The organism is Xanthomonas sp. XNM01, assembly GCF_014851915.1.
Classification (GTDB): domain Bacteria; phylum Pseudomonadota; class Gammaproteobacteria; order Xanthomonadales; family Xanthomonadaceae; genus Pseudoxanthomonas.
Genome location: NZ_JACVAP010000002.1, coordinates 573922 through 587890, shown reverse-complemented (window position 1 = coordinate 587890; position 13969 = coordinate 573922). Strand labels below are relative to the sequence as shown.

General features: G+C 70.9%; 10 protein-coding genes, 1 tRNA gene and 1 pseudogene. 10 read left to right on the top strand and 2 right to left on the bottom strand.

What is annotated here, in order from left to right; translation table 11 throughout:
• Positions 1-259: 259 nt before the first annotated feature.
• Positions 260-2677, bottom strand: a pseudogene (locus IB242_RS10310) (DEAD/DEAH box helicase); the annotation flags it as partial.
• A 167-nt stretch (positions 2678-2844) separates the two neighbouring features.
• On the opposite strand from IB242_RS10310, the gene IB242_RS10305 reads away from it, so the two are divergent.
• From IB242_RS10305 to IB242_RS10290, 4 genes are all read left to right on the top strand, one after another.
• Entirely contained in the window at positions 2845-3339 is a 495-nt protein-coding gene (locus IB242_RS10305; RefSeq protein ID WP_225540385.1) for a hypothetical protein, read from the top strand.
• Positions 3340-3427: 88 nt separating this feature from the next.
• Positions 3428-4567: an alpha/beta fold hydrolase gene (locus IB242_RS10300; protein ID WP_192278814.1), complete on the top strand. Its 1140-nt coding sequence runs from the start codon at positions 3428-3430 to the stop codon at positions 4565-4567.
• Between the two features lie 206 nt (positions 4568-4773).
• Positions 4774-5025, top strand: a complete 252-nt coding sequence (locus IB242_RS20465) for a hypothetical protein (protein ID WP_225540384.1) — start codon at positions 4774-4776, stop codon at positions 5023-5025.
• A gap of 292 nt (positions 5026-5317) precedes the next feature.
• A complete protein-coding gene (locus tag IB242_RS10290; protein ID WP_192278812.1) occupies positions 5318-7558 on the top strand; it encodes a methyl-accepting chemotaxis protein in 2241 nt (746 codons plus the stop codon).
• A 351-nt stretch (positions 7559-7909) separates the two neighbouring features.
• Here IB242_RS10290 and IB242_RS10285 read toward each other — a convergent pair.
• Positions 7910-7986 (bottom strand) — tRNA-Arg (locus IB242_RS10285).
• A 159-nt stretch (positions 7987-8145) separates the two neighbouring features.
• On the opposite strand from IB242_RS10285, the gene IB242_RS10280 reads away from it, so the two are divergent.
• The 6 genes from IB242_RS10280 to IB242_RS10255 all read left to right on the top strand — a co-directional run bounded on the left by IB242_RS10280 (position 8146) and on the right by IB242_RS10255 (position 13899).
• Positions 8146-9678, top strand: coding sequence for an aldehyde dehydrogenase family protein (locus IB242_RS10280; protein ID WP_192278810.1), 1533 nt, complete (start codon positions 8146-8148; stop codon positions 9676-9678).
• Between the two features lie 86 nt (positions 9679-9764).
• On the top strand, positions 9765-10535 hold the full coding sequence (locus IB242_RS10275; RefSeq protein WP_192278808.1) for a class I SAM-dependent methyltransferase: 771 nt from the start codon (positions 9765-9767) through the stop codon (positions 10533-10535).
• Positions 10536-10559: 24 nt separating this feature from the next.
• Entirely contained in the window at positions 10560-10835 is a 276-nt protein-coding gene (locus tag IB242_RS10270; protein WP_192278806.1) for a DUF4190 domain-containing protein, read from the top strand.
• A 1-nt stretch (position 10836) separates the two neighbouring features.
• Positions 10837-11892 (top strand): quinone-dependent dihydroorotate dehydrogenase, encoded by a 1056-nt coding sequence (locus IB242_RS10265; protein ID WP_192278804.1) that lies wholly within the window; start codon positions 10837-10839, stop codon positions 11890-11892.
• Entirely contained in the window at positions 11889-12926 is a 1038-nt protein-coding gene (gene murB / locus IB242_RS10260; protein ID WP_192278802.1) for a UDP-N-acetylmuramate dehydrogenase, read from the top strand. The genes IB242_RS10265 and murB overlap by 4 nt, the downstream gene beginning before the upstream one ends.
• A gap of 52 nt (positions 12927-12978) precedes the next feature.
• Positions 12979-13899: a DMT family transporter gene (locus tag IB242_RS10255; protein ID WP_192278793.1), complete on the top strand. Its 921-nt coding sequence runs from the start codon at positions 12979-12981 to the stop codon at positions 13897-13899.
• Positions 13900-13969: the final 70 nt, after the last annotated feature.

Below are 13969 nucleotides of genomic sequence, written 5' to 3'. Positions count from 1 at the left end.
CGATCATGGCGTGGTGCGGCGATCCAGGACGCGGGCAACGCAGGTCCACGCAGGCGCCGATGCGCTCCGCCCGGCGCGTCGCAGGCGCTCACCATCGTCCATTCCGGACACGGCGGCATCACCGCGACGCCGTCAGCGGTGATGCCGCCGGCATGCGCGCGCGTCCTCACGCCCAGGCCTCGGATTCCAGCCTGTTCCGCCCGTGCGGCGTTTCATCGAGCGTGGCCGTCTCGCCGGGCCCGGCATCGGCGCCGCCACGCAGCAGCGCCAGCACCTTCAGCGCCAGCACCTTCGGCGAATCGGCCTGCCCCTCTTCGTGCGCGGCCAGCACCGGGCCGACGCAGGCCGGGCAGCCGGCCCTGCAGTCGCAGCCGTGCACCAGCTCGCCGGCGCGCTGCACCAGCTCGGCCTGGCGCAGCCACAGCGGCTCGCTCAGGCCGACGCCGCCGGGGAAGTTGTCGTACAGGTAGACGGTCGGCACGAAGGACTGCAGCAGCTCGACGCCGGCCGGCTGGTCCTCGATCCCGCGCAGCTGGCCGCGCCCGTTCTGGTCGGCCAGCGCCGACCACGCGCCATCGCCGTTGCCCACCGCCTTCTGCAGGTCGCGCGCATCGGCCATCACCGCCACGGTGGCGACCACGTGCAACGCGTAGGCCGCGCCGAGGAAGCCGTCGAGCGCGTCCTGGCGTGAGGCGAACGCCTTGTCCAGCGTCGCCTGCGGCAGCTGCCACCAGACCGCGGTGGTATGCAGTTCCTGGTCGGGCAGGTTGACCGGGCCGTAGCCGATGTTCTCGTGCGTGTAGTAGCGGATCTTCTTGTAGCCGGCCACGCGCCGCACCACGTGCACCTCGCCGTGGTGGCTGTCGCCGCGGCCGGCAGCGCTGCCGTCGAATCGGTCGAGCGCCTTCAACTTCGTGAAGTCGATGCTGTCGGTGTAGTAGTCGACGTGGGTGCGGGTGACGTAGGCCTTGCGGCCTTCCCAGTCCAGCCGCTCGACCTGGTAGGGCGTGGACTGGACCATGTGGATCGCGCCTTCGTACAGGGTCAGCGCGGCGGCCGAATAGTCGACCTCGGCGATGATCTGCTGGCGGCCGTCGCTGCGGTCGACGACGACGAAGTTGCCATCGGCCACCGAGCGCAGGCTGACCGCATTGGCCGGGTAGCTGTCGGCGATCCACTCCCAGCGCTCGCCTTCCTGATGGACCACGCCGGTCTCCGCCAGCGCCTCCAGATACACCTGCGGCTCGATCGGGCCATAGCCCTCGCCGGCGTTGAACGGCAGCTCGAATGCCGCGCAACGGATGTGGTCGAACAGGATCAGCGGCTGGTCCGGCGCGGTGCGCGCGTGCTCGGGCGAGGCGTCGGCGAAGAAATCCGGATGCCGCACCACGTACTGGTCCAGCGGCTGCGAACTGGCGACCAGCACGCCCAGCGCGGGCTGCTGGCGGCGGCCGGCGCGGCCGAAGCGCTGCCAGGTCGCCGCGACGCTGCCCGGGTAGCCGTTGAGGATCACCACGTCCAGCGCGCCGATGTCCACACCCAGTTCCAGCGCCGAGGTGCTGACGATGCCGTCGATGTCGCCGGCGCGCATCGCCCGCTCCACCTCGCGCCGTTCGGTCGGCAGGTAGCCGCCACGGTAGGCGCGGATCCGCGGGGGCTTGCGCGGGTCGTGGTCGAAGATGTCCTTGAGGTACTTGGTCAGCACCTCGACCATCAGCCGGCTCTGCGCGAACACCAGCGTCTTCAGGCCCGACTTGATGGCGATGCGCGCGATGCGGTTGGCCTGCGAGCGGGCCGAGGCGCGCAGGCCCAGGTCGGCATTGACCACCGGCGGGTTCCACAGCAGCACGTGCTTGTCGCCGGTGGGCGCGCCGGATTCGGTGATCGCATGCACCTGTTCCTCGACCAGCGCCTCGGCATGCGCGTGCGGGTTGCCGATCGTGGCCGAGCACAGGATGAACTGCGGGCGCACGCCGTAGAACGCGCAGATCCGCTTGAGCCGGCGCAGCACGTTGGTGACGTGGCTGCCGAACACGCCGCGGTAGGTGTGGATCTCGTCGATCACCACGTAGCGCAGGTTCTCGAAGAACTGCGCCCACTTGGTGTGATGCGGCAGGATCGCCTGGTGCAGCATGTCCGGGTTGGAGACGACGATGTCGCCATGCAGGCGGATCGCCTGCCGCGCATCGCCGGGCGTGTCGCCGTCGAAGGTGAAGGCCTTGACCCCCAGGTCGCCGGCGCGGTTGAGTTCCAGCAGCTCCGCCACCTGGTCCTGGGCCAGCGCCTTGGTCGGGAACAGGTACAGCGCCTTGGCCCGGCCCTGCATCGCCGCGGCCACCACCGGCAGCGTGTAGCACAGCGACTTGCCCGAGGCGGTCGGGGTGACGACGGCGACGTGCTCGCCGCGCTGGGTCGCGGCCCAGGCTTCGGCCTGATGGCTGTAGAGCTGGCCGATGCCGCGCGCCTGCAGGGCGGCCTTCAGCGCCTCGGGCACGTCGTCGGGAATCGGCGCATAGCGGCCCTCGCGCCCGGGAATGGTGAAGTTGCCGGTCACCCGGTCGGCATAGCGCCGCGCCAGGCGCGCGCCAAGCAGGGCGCCGTCGCGGCTGGGCAGACCATCGGTGGTGGCCAGCGCCTGTTCGCCGGCTTCGGTACGTGGAGCGAGGGGGAAGACCATCGGTGTACATCGGGATCGGGGCAGGCATCCAAGCAGAACGCCGTCTCACCGGGTGAGACGGCGCGCACGGATGCGGCGGCGGCAGAACGGAAAACCAACCAATCGCGGCCGCGGTGACGCTATCGTGCCGCCCACCCACCGGCATCGACAGGGACGCCACTGGCAGGATGACGACTTCCCCCCGTACTCATTGCGGCATGCGCCGCGCTGGCGCTGCCGCGGCACTGCTGCTGGCCGGTGCCGCGATCGCCCAGGACGCTCCGCGCCCACCGGAGGCCGCCGCCTCGCAGACGCAGATCCCCACGCTCGATGAGGTCCGTGCGCTGCAGCCGGACGAAGAGGAGGTGGATCTGTACCGGTTCAGGAACCCTGTCGAGCTGGAGGCCAACCGCTTCGACCGTGCGTGGCGGCCGCCGCCGTCGCCCGAACAGGTCAGCATGCAGGGCGGCTACGTGATCATGGGCATCAATTACCTGCTCGGCAAAGGGCTGCAGGGGCTGGGCCGCATCACCGGCGGGCCCGGTCCGATCCAGGCCGCGGTCGCGCGCCCTTCGCCGCTCGACGACGCGCAGCTGCTGCGGGCGGCGGCCTTCTGCGACGCCGATGCGATGCCCTGCGACCGTGCGCCACCACCCGCGACCGGCGACGCCGGACCGCGCTGACGCGCCACGCCGCCGCGTCGTGCGTGGCAGCGTGACACCGGCTGCAGGGCGGGCCAGCATGCGGACCCGCCCTGCTCCGGATCGGCCCATGCCCCTTGCCGCCTGCCGCATCGCCGCCCTGCTCGCCCTGGCGTGGGCCGTCCCGGCCTTCGCCATCACGCCGCCGGCACCGAAGCCGGCCTCGCGTGCCGAGGCCACCGCGATCATCGCCGACCTGCGCAGGGTGGTCAGCGACAACGGTATCGAACGGCTTGAACAGGTGCGGATCGGCGGCATCGAGCAGTGGGTCTCGATCCGCGGCAACGATGCCGGCAATCCCGTGCTGCTGATGCTGCACGGCGGCCCGGGCTGGGTGGCGATGCCCAGCAGCTGGTACTTCCAGCGCGGCTGGGAGGAGTACTTCACCGTGGTCCAGTGGGACCAGCGCGGCGCCGGCAAGACCTACGCGGACAACGATCCGCAGGCCGTCGCCGCGACGATGACCACGGGACGGATGGTCGCCGACGCCGAGGAGATGGTGGCCTGGCTGCGCGCGGAATTCGGCAAGGAGCGCATCTTCGTGCTCGGCCATTCCTGGGGCAGCTACCTCGGCCTGGAACTGGCGCAGCGGCGCCCGGACTGGCTGCACGCCTACATCGGCATCGGCCAGCTGAGCGACGGCCCCGAGAGCGAGCGCCGCGGCTGGGCCGCCACCCTGGCCCGCGCGCGCGCCGACGGCAACGCGCAGGCCATCGCCGAACTGGAAGCGCTGGCGCCCTATGCGGCCGGACGCGAGGCGGTGCCGCTGGAGGCGCTGATGGTCCAGCGCAGATGGCTCAACCATTACGGCGGGATGGTCCACAACCGCCGCGGTGGCGGCGCCGAGGCCGCCGCAATCGCGCTCTCGCCCGAGTACCGCGACAGCGACGTCCGCCAGGTCTGGGCCGGCAACGATTTTTCGATGGAGCACCTGCTGACCGAGGTGCTGACCATGGACATGCGCGGCGTGCGCGCGCTCGACTGCCCACTGCTGCTGTTCCTGGGCCGCCACGACATCAATGTGTCGTCCGAACTCGCCGCCGAATGGTTCGACCGGGTCCAGGCGCCGGCCAAGCACCTGGTCTGGTTCGAGCAGTCGGCGCACGAGGTGATGATCGAGGAGCCGGGCAAGACCCTGCTGTCGCTGGTCCAGCTGGCGCGGCCGTTCGCCGAGCGCGCCGGCGACATCCCGGCGTCCCAGCACCCCTGAACCATGCGGAGTCCGGTCATGATCGATCTCGCCTGGACGACCTCCGCCCCTTCGTCGCCGCACGCGATTTCGCACTGTCGCGTGCGTTCTACCGCGCACTGGGCTGGGACGAGGAGTACCAGGACGACAGCCTGGCGCTGCTGCACAACCGCGGCCATCGCTTCTCTCTGCAGGCCTGCGACGACGAGGCCTGGACCGGGAACAGCATGCTGCACAGCGGCGTGCGCGACGCCAGCGCCTGCCATGCGGCCATCGCGGCGCTGCTCGCGGACGGCCGCTTTCCCGGCGCACGCATCGCCGCACCGAAACGGGAACCCTACGGTGCGCTGGTCACCTGCGTCCGGGATCCCAGTGGCGTGCTGCTGCACCTGGCGCAGTGGGATCCCCGGCACGGCAGCCAGCGTTCAGACGCGTCGGGCGCGCAACCGCCCCGCCGATCCTCAACGAAATCCCAATGAAGAAATGACGGGCGGCGCCGATACGGCAGGCGGAGGCCCTTCCCGCGCCTGCCGGCCGCGCAGGCCGTCGGCCGCACCCACCGTCAGCGCCACATCCATGTACTGAGACGTTCCTTCCCCCGCACGCCCCCCCCAGCGCGTTCCTGCCCCGGAACGACGCACCGCGCCTCCCTGTTTCCAGGCCACATCCCGCGCCTTCACCCGCTGCCGCGACGGTGACGGGCGCGAGCGCATGTCCGCCTGCAGCCGGCAAGGCCGCGCTCCCGATCCCGATCTTCCCAGGACTTTCCCGATGAACTTCCTCCGCCGTTTCAAGGTGGGCGCGCGCCTCGCCGCCGCCTTCGGTCTGCTGCTGTGCCTGCTGCTGGGCATCGCCGCCGCCTCGCTCTACAGCAACAGCCAGCAGCAGGCCCAGTTCCACAAGGTCGTCAACGTGGACATGGTGCGCATGCAGCGCTTCACCGAACTGCTCCACCTCAACAACGACATGCTGCTGCTGCGCCGGGAGATGGTGATCAACCATGGCCAGGGGCTGGAGCGCGACCTGGAGGCGATGAAGGAACTGGTCCGCCGTTACGACGAGATCTGGGAGGTGCTGGTGGCCAACGCCCGGGTCGACGACCCGGTGGCGGAACAGGCGCGCGAGGACATCGTCCAGGCGCGCCTGACGGCCCGTGCGCTCAACCAGCAGCTGACCGCCCTGATGCAGGCCGGCGACTACGCGGGCGCGGCGCAGCTGACCGTGGCCGAGGCCCGGACCGCGGCCAACGCCTGGAACGAGGCCATCGAACGGGCCATCGCGCTGCAGCGCACCTACGTGGACGCGGCCACCGCCGACATGAAGCGGATCGACCGCACGATGACCGCCCTGGTGGTCGGTGTCGCGCTGGGCAGCCTGCTGCTGGGCACGCTGCTGGCGCTGGCGATCACCCGCAGCCTGACCACGCCGCTGGCGCGGGTGCAGGCGTCGATCGAGGCCGTGGCCCGCGGCGACCTGAGCCGGGTGGCGGTCGACCAGGGCCAGGACGAGCCGGCCGCGATGATCGTGGCGACCAACACCATGGTGCGGCTGCTGCAGCGGTATTCGGACGAGGCAGGCCGGATGATCCAGCTGCATGCCGCCGAGGACATGGGCCATCGCATGCCCGAGAACTTCCCCGGCGTCTACGGTGAGCTGGCGCGCGGCACGAACGCGATGGTGTTCGAACACCTCGATGCGATCGTCGATGCCATCAGCGTGCTCAACGAATATGCGAACGGCGACCTGCGCCGCGACGCGCGGCGCCTGCCCGGCAGCCGCGCGACGCTGCACGAGAGCATGGATGCGGCCAAGGCCAGCCTGCTGGCGATCAACGGCGAGATCCGCCGCCTGGCCGAAGCCGCCGCCGCCGGCGACTTCTCCGAGCGCGGCGACGTGGCGCGCTTCCAGCATGATTTCCGCCTGATGATCGGCGACCTCAACGCGATGATGGACGGCGCCGACCGTAGCCTGGGGGGGCTGTCGTCGGTGCTGGCGGCCATCGCCGCCGGCGATCTCACCACACGCATGCACGGCGATTTCCATGGCGTGTTCGCGAAGATGCGCGACGACGCCAATGCCACCGTCGAGCAGCTGACCGGCATCGTCGGCCGCATCCAGCAGTCCAACGTGGCCATCAACACCGCCGCCACCGAAATCGCCTCGGGCAACAACGACCTGTCGCGCCGCACCGAGCAGCAGGCCGCCAATCTGGAAGAGACAGCCGCCTCGATGGAGGAACTGACCTCCACCGTGCGCCAGAACGCCGACCACGCCCGCCAGGCGAACCAGCTCACCATCGGTGCGGCTTCGGTTGCCGCCCAGGGCGGTGAGGTCGTCGGCCAGGTGGTCACCACCATGGCCGACATCCAGGCCTCCTCGCGCAAGATCGCCGACATCATCTCGGTGATCGACGGCATCGCCTTCCAGACCAACATTCTGGCGCTCAACGCCGCGGTGGAAGCGGCCCGCGCCGGCGAGCAGGGCCGCGGCTTCGCCGTGGTCGCCACCGAGGTGCGTTCGCTGGCCCAGCGCTCGGCCACGGCGGCCAAGGAGATCAAGGGCCTGATCGAGGATTCGACCGGCAAGGTCGAGACCGGCTCGGCGCTGGCCCAGCAGGCCGGGGCGACGATGGGCGAACTGGTGGCCTCGGTGCAACGGGTGACCGACATCATGGCCGAGATCTCCGCGGCCTCGCAGGAACAGGCCGCCGGCATCGAGCAGGTCAACCAGACCATCACCCAGATGGACGAGACCACCCAGCAGAACGCGGCGCTGGTGGAGGAAGCCACCGCCGCGGCGCGTGCGATGGAGGAACAGGCCGCCGGCCTGGCTACCGCCATCGCCGTGTTCCGCATCGACGGCCAGGCCCGCGAACAGCCGCCCGTCGCCACCCGGCCGCAGCCATCGATGGCGGCACCCGCGATCGCGCACCGGCCGGCACGCACCGCAACGGTCCCGCGTGCGTCGTCCAGCGCCGTCGCCTTCGCCGACACGGACTGGGCCGAGTTCTGAGGCGACACGGTCGACGCGGGCGGCGGATGCACGAGCGTCCGCCGCCCTGCCGCGACCGTGGGCAGGCGGTCCCCGGACCCGCTCCTGACGGATCCGCGCAAGCGCATTGCGCGGACCGGTTGCATCGCAGGCAGGCGCAGTCGCACCAGCTCCCCGCGCGAGATGCGCGGGGCATGGTGCCAGGTCGGATGTCGGCGGATCCGCACGTCATGAATCGGGCCAGCACGGGCTGCACGCGGCGCCATGCAGGGGACTGCACGTCGCCAGCACGGTCAACAGGACTCGGGAGTGCCTTCGCCGCGCCGGAGTGGCGGGCCAGGGGGCACGGCAGCGGCTGCACGCCTGGAAGAATGGTGACCCCGGCGCGATTCGAACGCACGACCTGTCCCTTAGGAGGGGACCGCTCTATCCAGCTGAGCTACGGGGCCACAGGCGGCGGATTGTCGCATGGACGTCCTGCCCGGCAAAGGCCGGCACGCACGGCCAGGCAATGCCGCTTTGATAGAATCGCGCCACGTTCCCTGCGCCGCCGCCCCCACCCGCGGCGCGCCTCGGGCCTCCGTGCCCGCATCCGATCAGGAGATTCCATGTCCGCTGCTCTGCTCCAGGCCCTGGGCCTCGGCGCCACCAATTCCGGCACCTATCTCGGCGAAGGCCAGTGGTCGCAGGCCACCGGCGCCGGCGTGCTGTCGCCGACCAACCCGACCACCGGCGAGGTGATCGCCACGGTCGAGGCCACCACCGAGGCCGACTACGAGACCGTCGTCGCCCGCGCCCAGGCGGCGTTCAAGGTGTGGCGCACCACCCCGGCCCCGCGCCGCGGCGAGGCGATCCGCCTGTGCGGCGACGCACTGCGCCGGAACAAGGACGCGCTGGGTTCGCTGGTCGCGCTGGAGATGGGCAAGTCCAAGCCCGAAGGCGACGGCGAGGTCCAGGAGATGATCGACATCGCCGACTTCGCGGTTGGCCAGAGCCGCATGCTGTACGGCTACACGATGCATTCCGAGCGCCCGGGCCACCGGATGTACGAGCAGTACCAGCCGCTGGGCCTGGTCGGCATCATCTCCGCGTTCAACTTCCCGGTCGCGGTGTGGGCATGGAATTCGTTCCTGGCCGGCATCTGCGGCGACATCTGCATCTGGAAGCCGTCCAACAAGACCCCGCTGACCGCGATCGCCTCGATGAAGATCTGCAACGAGGCGCTGCGCGAAGCCGGCTTCCCGGACATCTTCTTCCTGATCAACGACGCCGGCACCGCCCTGTCGGAGAAGCTGGTCGACGACCGCCGCGTGCCGCTGATCAGCTTCACCGGCTCGACCCAGGTCGGCCGCGTGGTCAACGAGAAGGTCGCCCGCCGACTGGGCCGCTGCCTGCTGGAGCTGGGCGGCAACAACGCGATCATCCTCGACGAGACCGCCGACCTGAAGCTGGCGATCCCGGGCATCGTGTTCGGCGCGGTCGGCACCGCCGGCCAGCGCTGCACCACCACCCGCCGCCTGATCGTGCATGCCTCGCTGTACGACACCGTGGTCGAGACCCTGGTCAAGGCCTACAAGCAGGTCGAGGGCAAGATCGGCGACCCGACCGATGCGGCCAACCTGATGGGCCCGCTGAACAGCGAAGCGGCGGTCGAGCAGTTCCTGGCCTCGATCGAGAAGGCCAGGGCCAGCGGCGGCACCATCGCCACCGGCGGCACCCGCATCGACCGCGCCGGCAACTTCGTGCTGCCGGCGATCGTCACCGGCCTGAAGAACAGCGACGAGGTCGTCCAGCACGAGACCTTCGCCCCGATCCTGTACGTGATGAAGTACGAGACCCTGGACGAGGCGATCGACATGCAGAACGGCGTGCCGCAGGGCCTGTCGTCGTCGATCTTCACCCAGAACCTGAAGGCGGCCGAGAAGTTCCTGTCGGCGGCCGGCAGCGACTGCGGCATCGCCAACGTCAACATCGGCACCTCCGGTGCCGAGATCGGCGGCGCGTTCGGCGGCGAGAAGGACACCGGCGGCGGCCGCGAGTCCGGCTCGGACGCGTGGAAGGTCTACATGCGCCGCCAGACCAACACGATCAACTACTCCGATTCGCTGCCGCTGGCCCAGGGCATCAAGTTCGACCTGTAAGACCACGCGCGGCGGCTCCCTCACCGGGGCCGCCGCGCCGCTTTGCGGACCACGCCGGCCGGGCCGGCCTCCCGCAGGACATGCCGATGCAGGATCTCTCGCCGACCGCGCGCTTCTCCAACCGGGTCGAGGACTATGTCCGCTACCGGCCCGACTATCCGCCCGCCCTGCTGCACTGGCTGCACCGGGAGATGGGCGTGGCCGCCGACGCCCGGGTGGCCGACATCGGCGCCGGCACCGGCATTTCCACGAAGATGTTCCTCGACGCCGGCCACCCGGTGACCGCGGTCGAGCCGAACGCGGCGATGCGCGCCGCGGCCGAGCGCTGGCTGGGCGGCGATGCCGGCTTCCGCGCGGTGGACGGCCGTGCCGAAGCCACCACGCTGGCCGATGCGAGCGTCGACCTGGTCTCCGCCGCGCAGGCCTTCCACTGGTTCGACCAGCAGGCGGTCAAGGCCGAATGGGCGCGCATCCTGCGTCCCGGCGGCCTGGCCGCGATCTACTGGAACTCGCGCCGGCTCACCGGCAGCGCCTTCCTCGAAGGCTACGAGCAGTTGCTGCTCGAGCACGGCCTGGACTACAGCAGCGTGTCCGAGCGCTACGGCGACGACGCGATGATGGAGCGCTGGTTCGGCGAGGGCCTGCGCGGCAAGGCCCGCTTCGATCACGGCCAGCGGCTGGATTTCGACGCGCTGCGCGGGCGTCTGCTGTCCTCCTCCTACGCGCCGCCGGCCGGCCACCCCGGCCACGCGCCGATGCTGGAGGCGCTGCGCGCCCTGTTCGACGCCACCGCACGCGATGGTCTGGTCGATTTCGATTACGACACCCGCGTGTTTGCCGGTACCCTTTCCGCCTGAAATCCCTCCCCCGGCCATTCCTCGATGAGCATCCCTTCCCCGCAGAACAGCAGCCTGGCGATCGTCAGCCTGGTCGCCGGCATCCTCGGCTGGACCCTGTTCCCGTTCCTCGGCAGCATCGGCGCGATCATCGCCGGCCACATGGCGCGCTCCGAGATCCGCCGCACTCCGGGCCTGCAGGGCGACGGGATGGCCGTGATCGGGCTGATCCTGGGCTGGGCGTCGGTGGTGCTGTGGATCGTCGGCATCCTCGTCTTCATCCTGTTCTTCGGTGGCCTGGCCTGGCTGGGCACGCGCTGACATGTACGGCATCGCACGTCCCTTCCTGTTCGCCCTGCCGCCCGAGCGCGCGCACGGCATCACCCTCAACACCCTGGACCTGGCCTACCGCAGCGGTCTGGGCGGACTGCTCACGCGCCGTCCGGAGCCGTTGCCGACGAAGGTCTTCGGGCTGAACTTCCCGAACCCGGTCGGCCTGGCGGCCGGCCTGGACAAGAACGGCGACCACATCGACGCGTTGCTGGCGCTGGGCTTCGGTTTCGTCGAGATCGGTACCGTCACCCCGCGCCCGCAGCCGGGCAACCCGCAGCCGCGGATGTTCCGGCTGGTCGGCGACCAGGCCCTGATCAACCGCCTGGGATTCAACAACGGCGGCGTCGACGCGCTGGTGCGCAACGTCGAACGCGCCAGCCGCAAGGGCGGCCTGCTCGGCATCAACATCGGCAAGAACAAGGACACCGCCAACGAGGACGCGGCGCACGATTACCTGCACTGCCTGGAGCGCGTCTACCCGCTGGCCGACTACATCACGGTCAACATCTCCTCGCCCAACACCGCCGGCCTGCGCGAACTGCAGGAGGAGCAGGCGCTGCGCCGCCTGGTCGCCGCGCTGCGCGAGGCGCAGGAACGCCTGGGCGCGCAGCATGGCCGCCGCGTACCGCTGCTGGTGAAGGTCGCTCCGGACCTGAGCGACAACGACATCGACGCCGCCGCGCGCGTGCTCGGCGACCTGGCGGTCGATGGCGTGATCGCGACCAACACCACCATCGCCCGCACCAGCGTGCAGGGGCACCGGCACGCCTCGGAAACCGGTGGCCTGTCGGGCGCGCCGCTGATGGGCCAGTCGACGCTGGTGCTGCGCCGGTTGCGCGCACGGCTGCCGGAGTCGGTTCCGCTGATCGGCGTGGGCGGCATCCTGTCCGGCGCCGACGCGGTGGCCAAGATGGCTGCCGGCGCGAGCCTGGTGCAGTGCTACAGCGGCCTGGTCTACCGCGGGCCGCAGCTGATCGCCGAGTGCGTGGACGCGATGCGCCGGCGCAAGGAATCGCCCAGCCGCGGAACGGCCGACCCGGCATGACGTCCCTGTACCGGCTGTACGGCGACGCCGACCTCTCGGCGCGCAACACCTTTGGCGTCCCCGCGCGGGCGCCGTGGATGCTGGAGGTCAACGACACCGCCACCCTGCCCGAGGCGCTGGACCTGCCGCAGATCCGCGGCCTGCCGCTGCTTCCGCTGGGCGGCGGCAGCAACCTGCTGTTCGCCGGCGACGCGCCCGGCGTGGTCCTGGCCCTGCAGGCGGCCGGCGTGCGGATCCTGTCCGAGCACGACGACCACGCGATCGTCCGCGCCGACGCGGGCCTGGCCTGGCACGCGCTGGTGCTGTGGACCCTGCGGCAGGGCCTGTGCGGCCTGGAAAACCTGGCCCTGATCCCCGGCCATGCCGGTGCGGCCCCGATCCAGAACATCGGCGCCTACGGCACCGAGGTCGGCGAGTTCGTGCACGCGGTCGAGGCCTGGGACCGCGACGCCGGCCAGCTGGTCCGGCTGGACCGCGACGCCTGTGCGTTCGGCTACCGCGACAGCGTGTTCAAGCGCACGCCGGACCGCTACCTGCTGGTCGCGCTCGAACTGGCGTTGCCGCGCCACGCCCCGCTGCGCACCGGCTACGCCGGCATCGCCGAGGAACTGGCGGCCAGCGGCATCGCCCAGCCCAGCGCCAGCGACGTGGCCGGCGCGGTGATCCGCATCCGCCGCCGCAAGCTGCCCGACCCGGCGGTGACCGGCAACGCGGGCAGCTTCTTCAAGAATCCACTGGTGGCCACGTCGCGTGCCGACGCGCTGAAGGCCGCGCACCCGGCGTTGCCGGTGTTCGAGGCCGGTCACGCGCAGCGCAAGCTGTCGGCGGCCTGGTTGATCGAAGCGGCCGGGTGGAAGGGCGCGCGCGAGGGCGACGCCGGCGTGTCCGCCGAGCACGCGCTGGTACTGGTCAACCACGGCCAGGCCAGCGGCGCGCAGCTGCTCGCCCTGGCCCGGCGCATCGCCGGCTCGGTCCAGGACCGCTTCGGCGTGGCGCTCGACCCCGAGCCGCGGCTGATCGGCGCGCAGTGGTGAGCAGCCCGGCGCCCACCGATGGCCTGGCGGCGGTACCGGCCGCCGCGCACCGATGACGGCCGTGCCGCGCGACCTGCCCGTGCCCATCCGCGCCGCGCTGCTCATGCTCGGCAGCACCGCGTTCTTCGCGATGATGGTCATCGCCATCCGCCTGGCCTCGGAGAGCCTGCACACCTTCGAGGTCGCGTTCTTCCGCAACCTGTTCGGGCTGGTGGCGGCGCTGCCACTGCTGCTGCGGCATGGCCCGGGCCTGCTGCGCACGACCCAGTTCCCGCGCTACATCTTCCGCTGCCTGATCGGCGTGTGCTCGATGATCGCCGGGTTCTGGGCGATCGGCCATCTGCCGCTGGCGCAGGCGATCTCGCTCTCGTATTCCACGCCGCTGTTCGCGACCATCGCCGCGGCCGCCCTGCTCGGTGAGCAGGTCCGCGTGCGGCGCTGGGCGGCGGTGGCGCTGGGCTTCGCCGGCGTGCTGCTGATCGTGCGGCCCGGCACCACCGGCTTCAGCACCGGCACGATGATCGCGCTGCTGGCCGCGTTGCTGTCCAGCCTGGTGGCGATCCAGATCAAGCAGCTGTCGGCCACCGAGCCGGCCGACCGCATCGTCCTCTACACCACACTGCTGTGGGTGCCGATGTCGCTGCTGCCCGCGCTCAGCGTCTGGCAGTGGCCGCAGGGCATCGTCTGGCTGTGGCTGGCCGCGGCGGGCCTGTTCGGCACCGGCGGGCACATGCTGTGGACGCGCGCGCTCAAGCTCGGCGAGGTCTCGGCACTGACTCCGATCGGCTTCATGCAGCTGCCGATCGTCGCGGTCCTGGCCTGGCTGCTGTTCGACGAAGCGATCGATCGCTGGACGCTGGCCGGCGCGCTGGTCATTTTCGGCGCGAACGCCTATATTGCGCACCGCGAAGCGACATTGGCCCGCCGCGCGGCAACCGACTCTCCGAGTTCGGGAGCCAAACCGGGCGAATGACACGACGCACCGCCGACCGGCATCGGGTCGGGCATGTGAAGAAAATGCTTCACGGATTGTTGCCCAAACC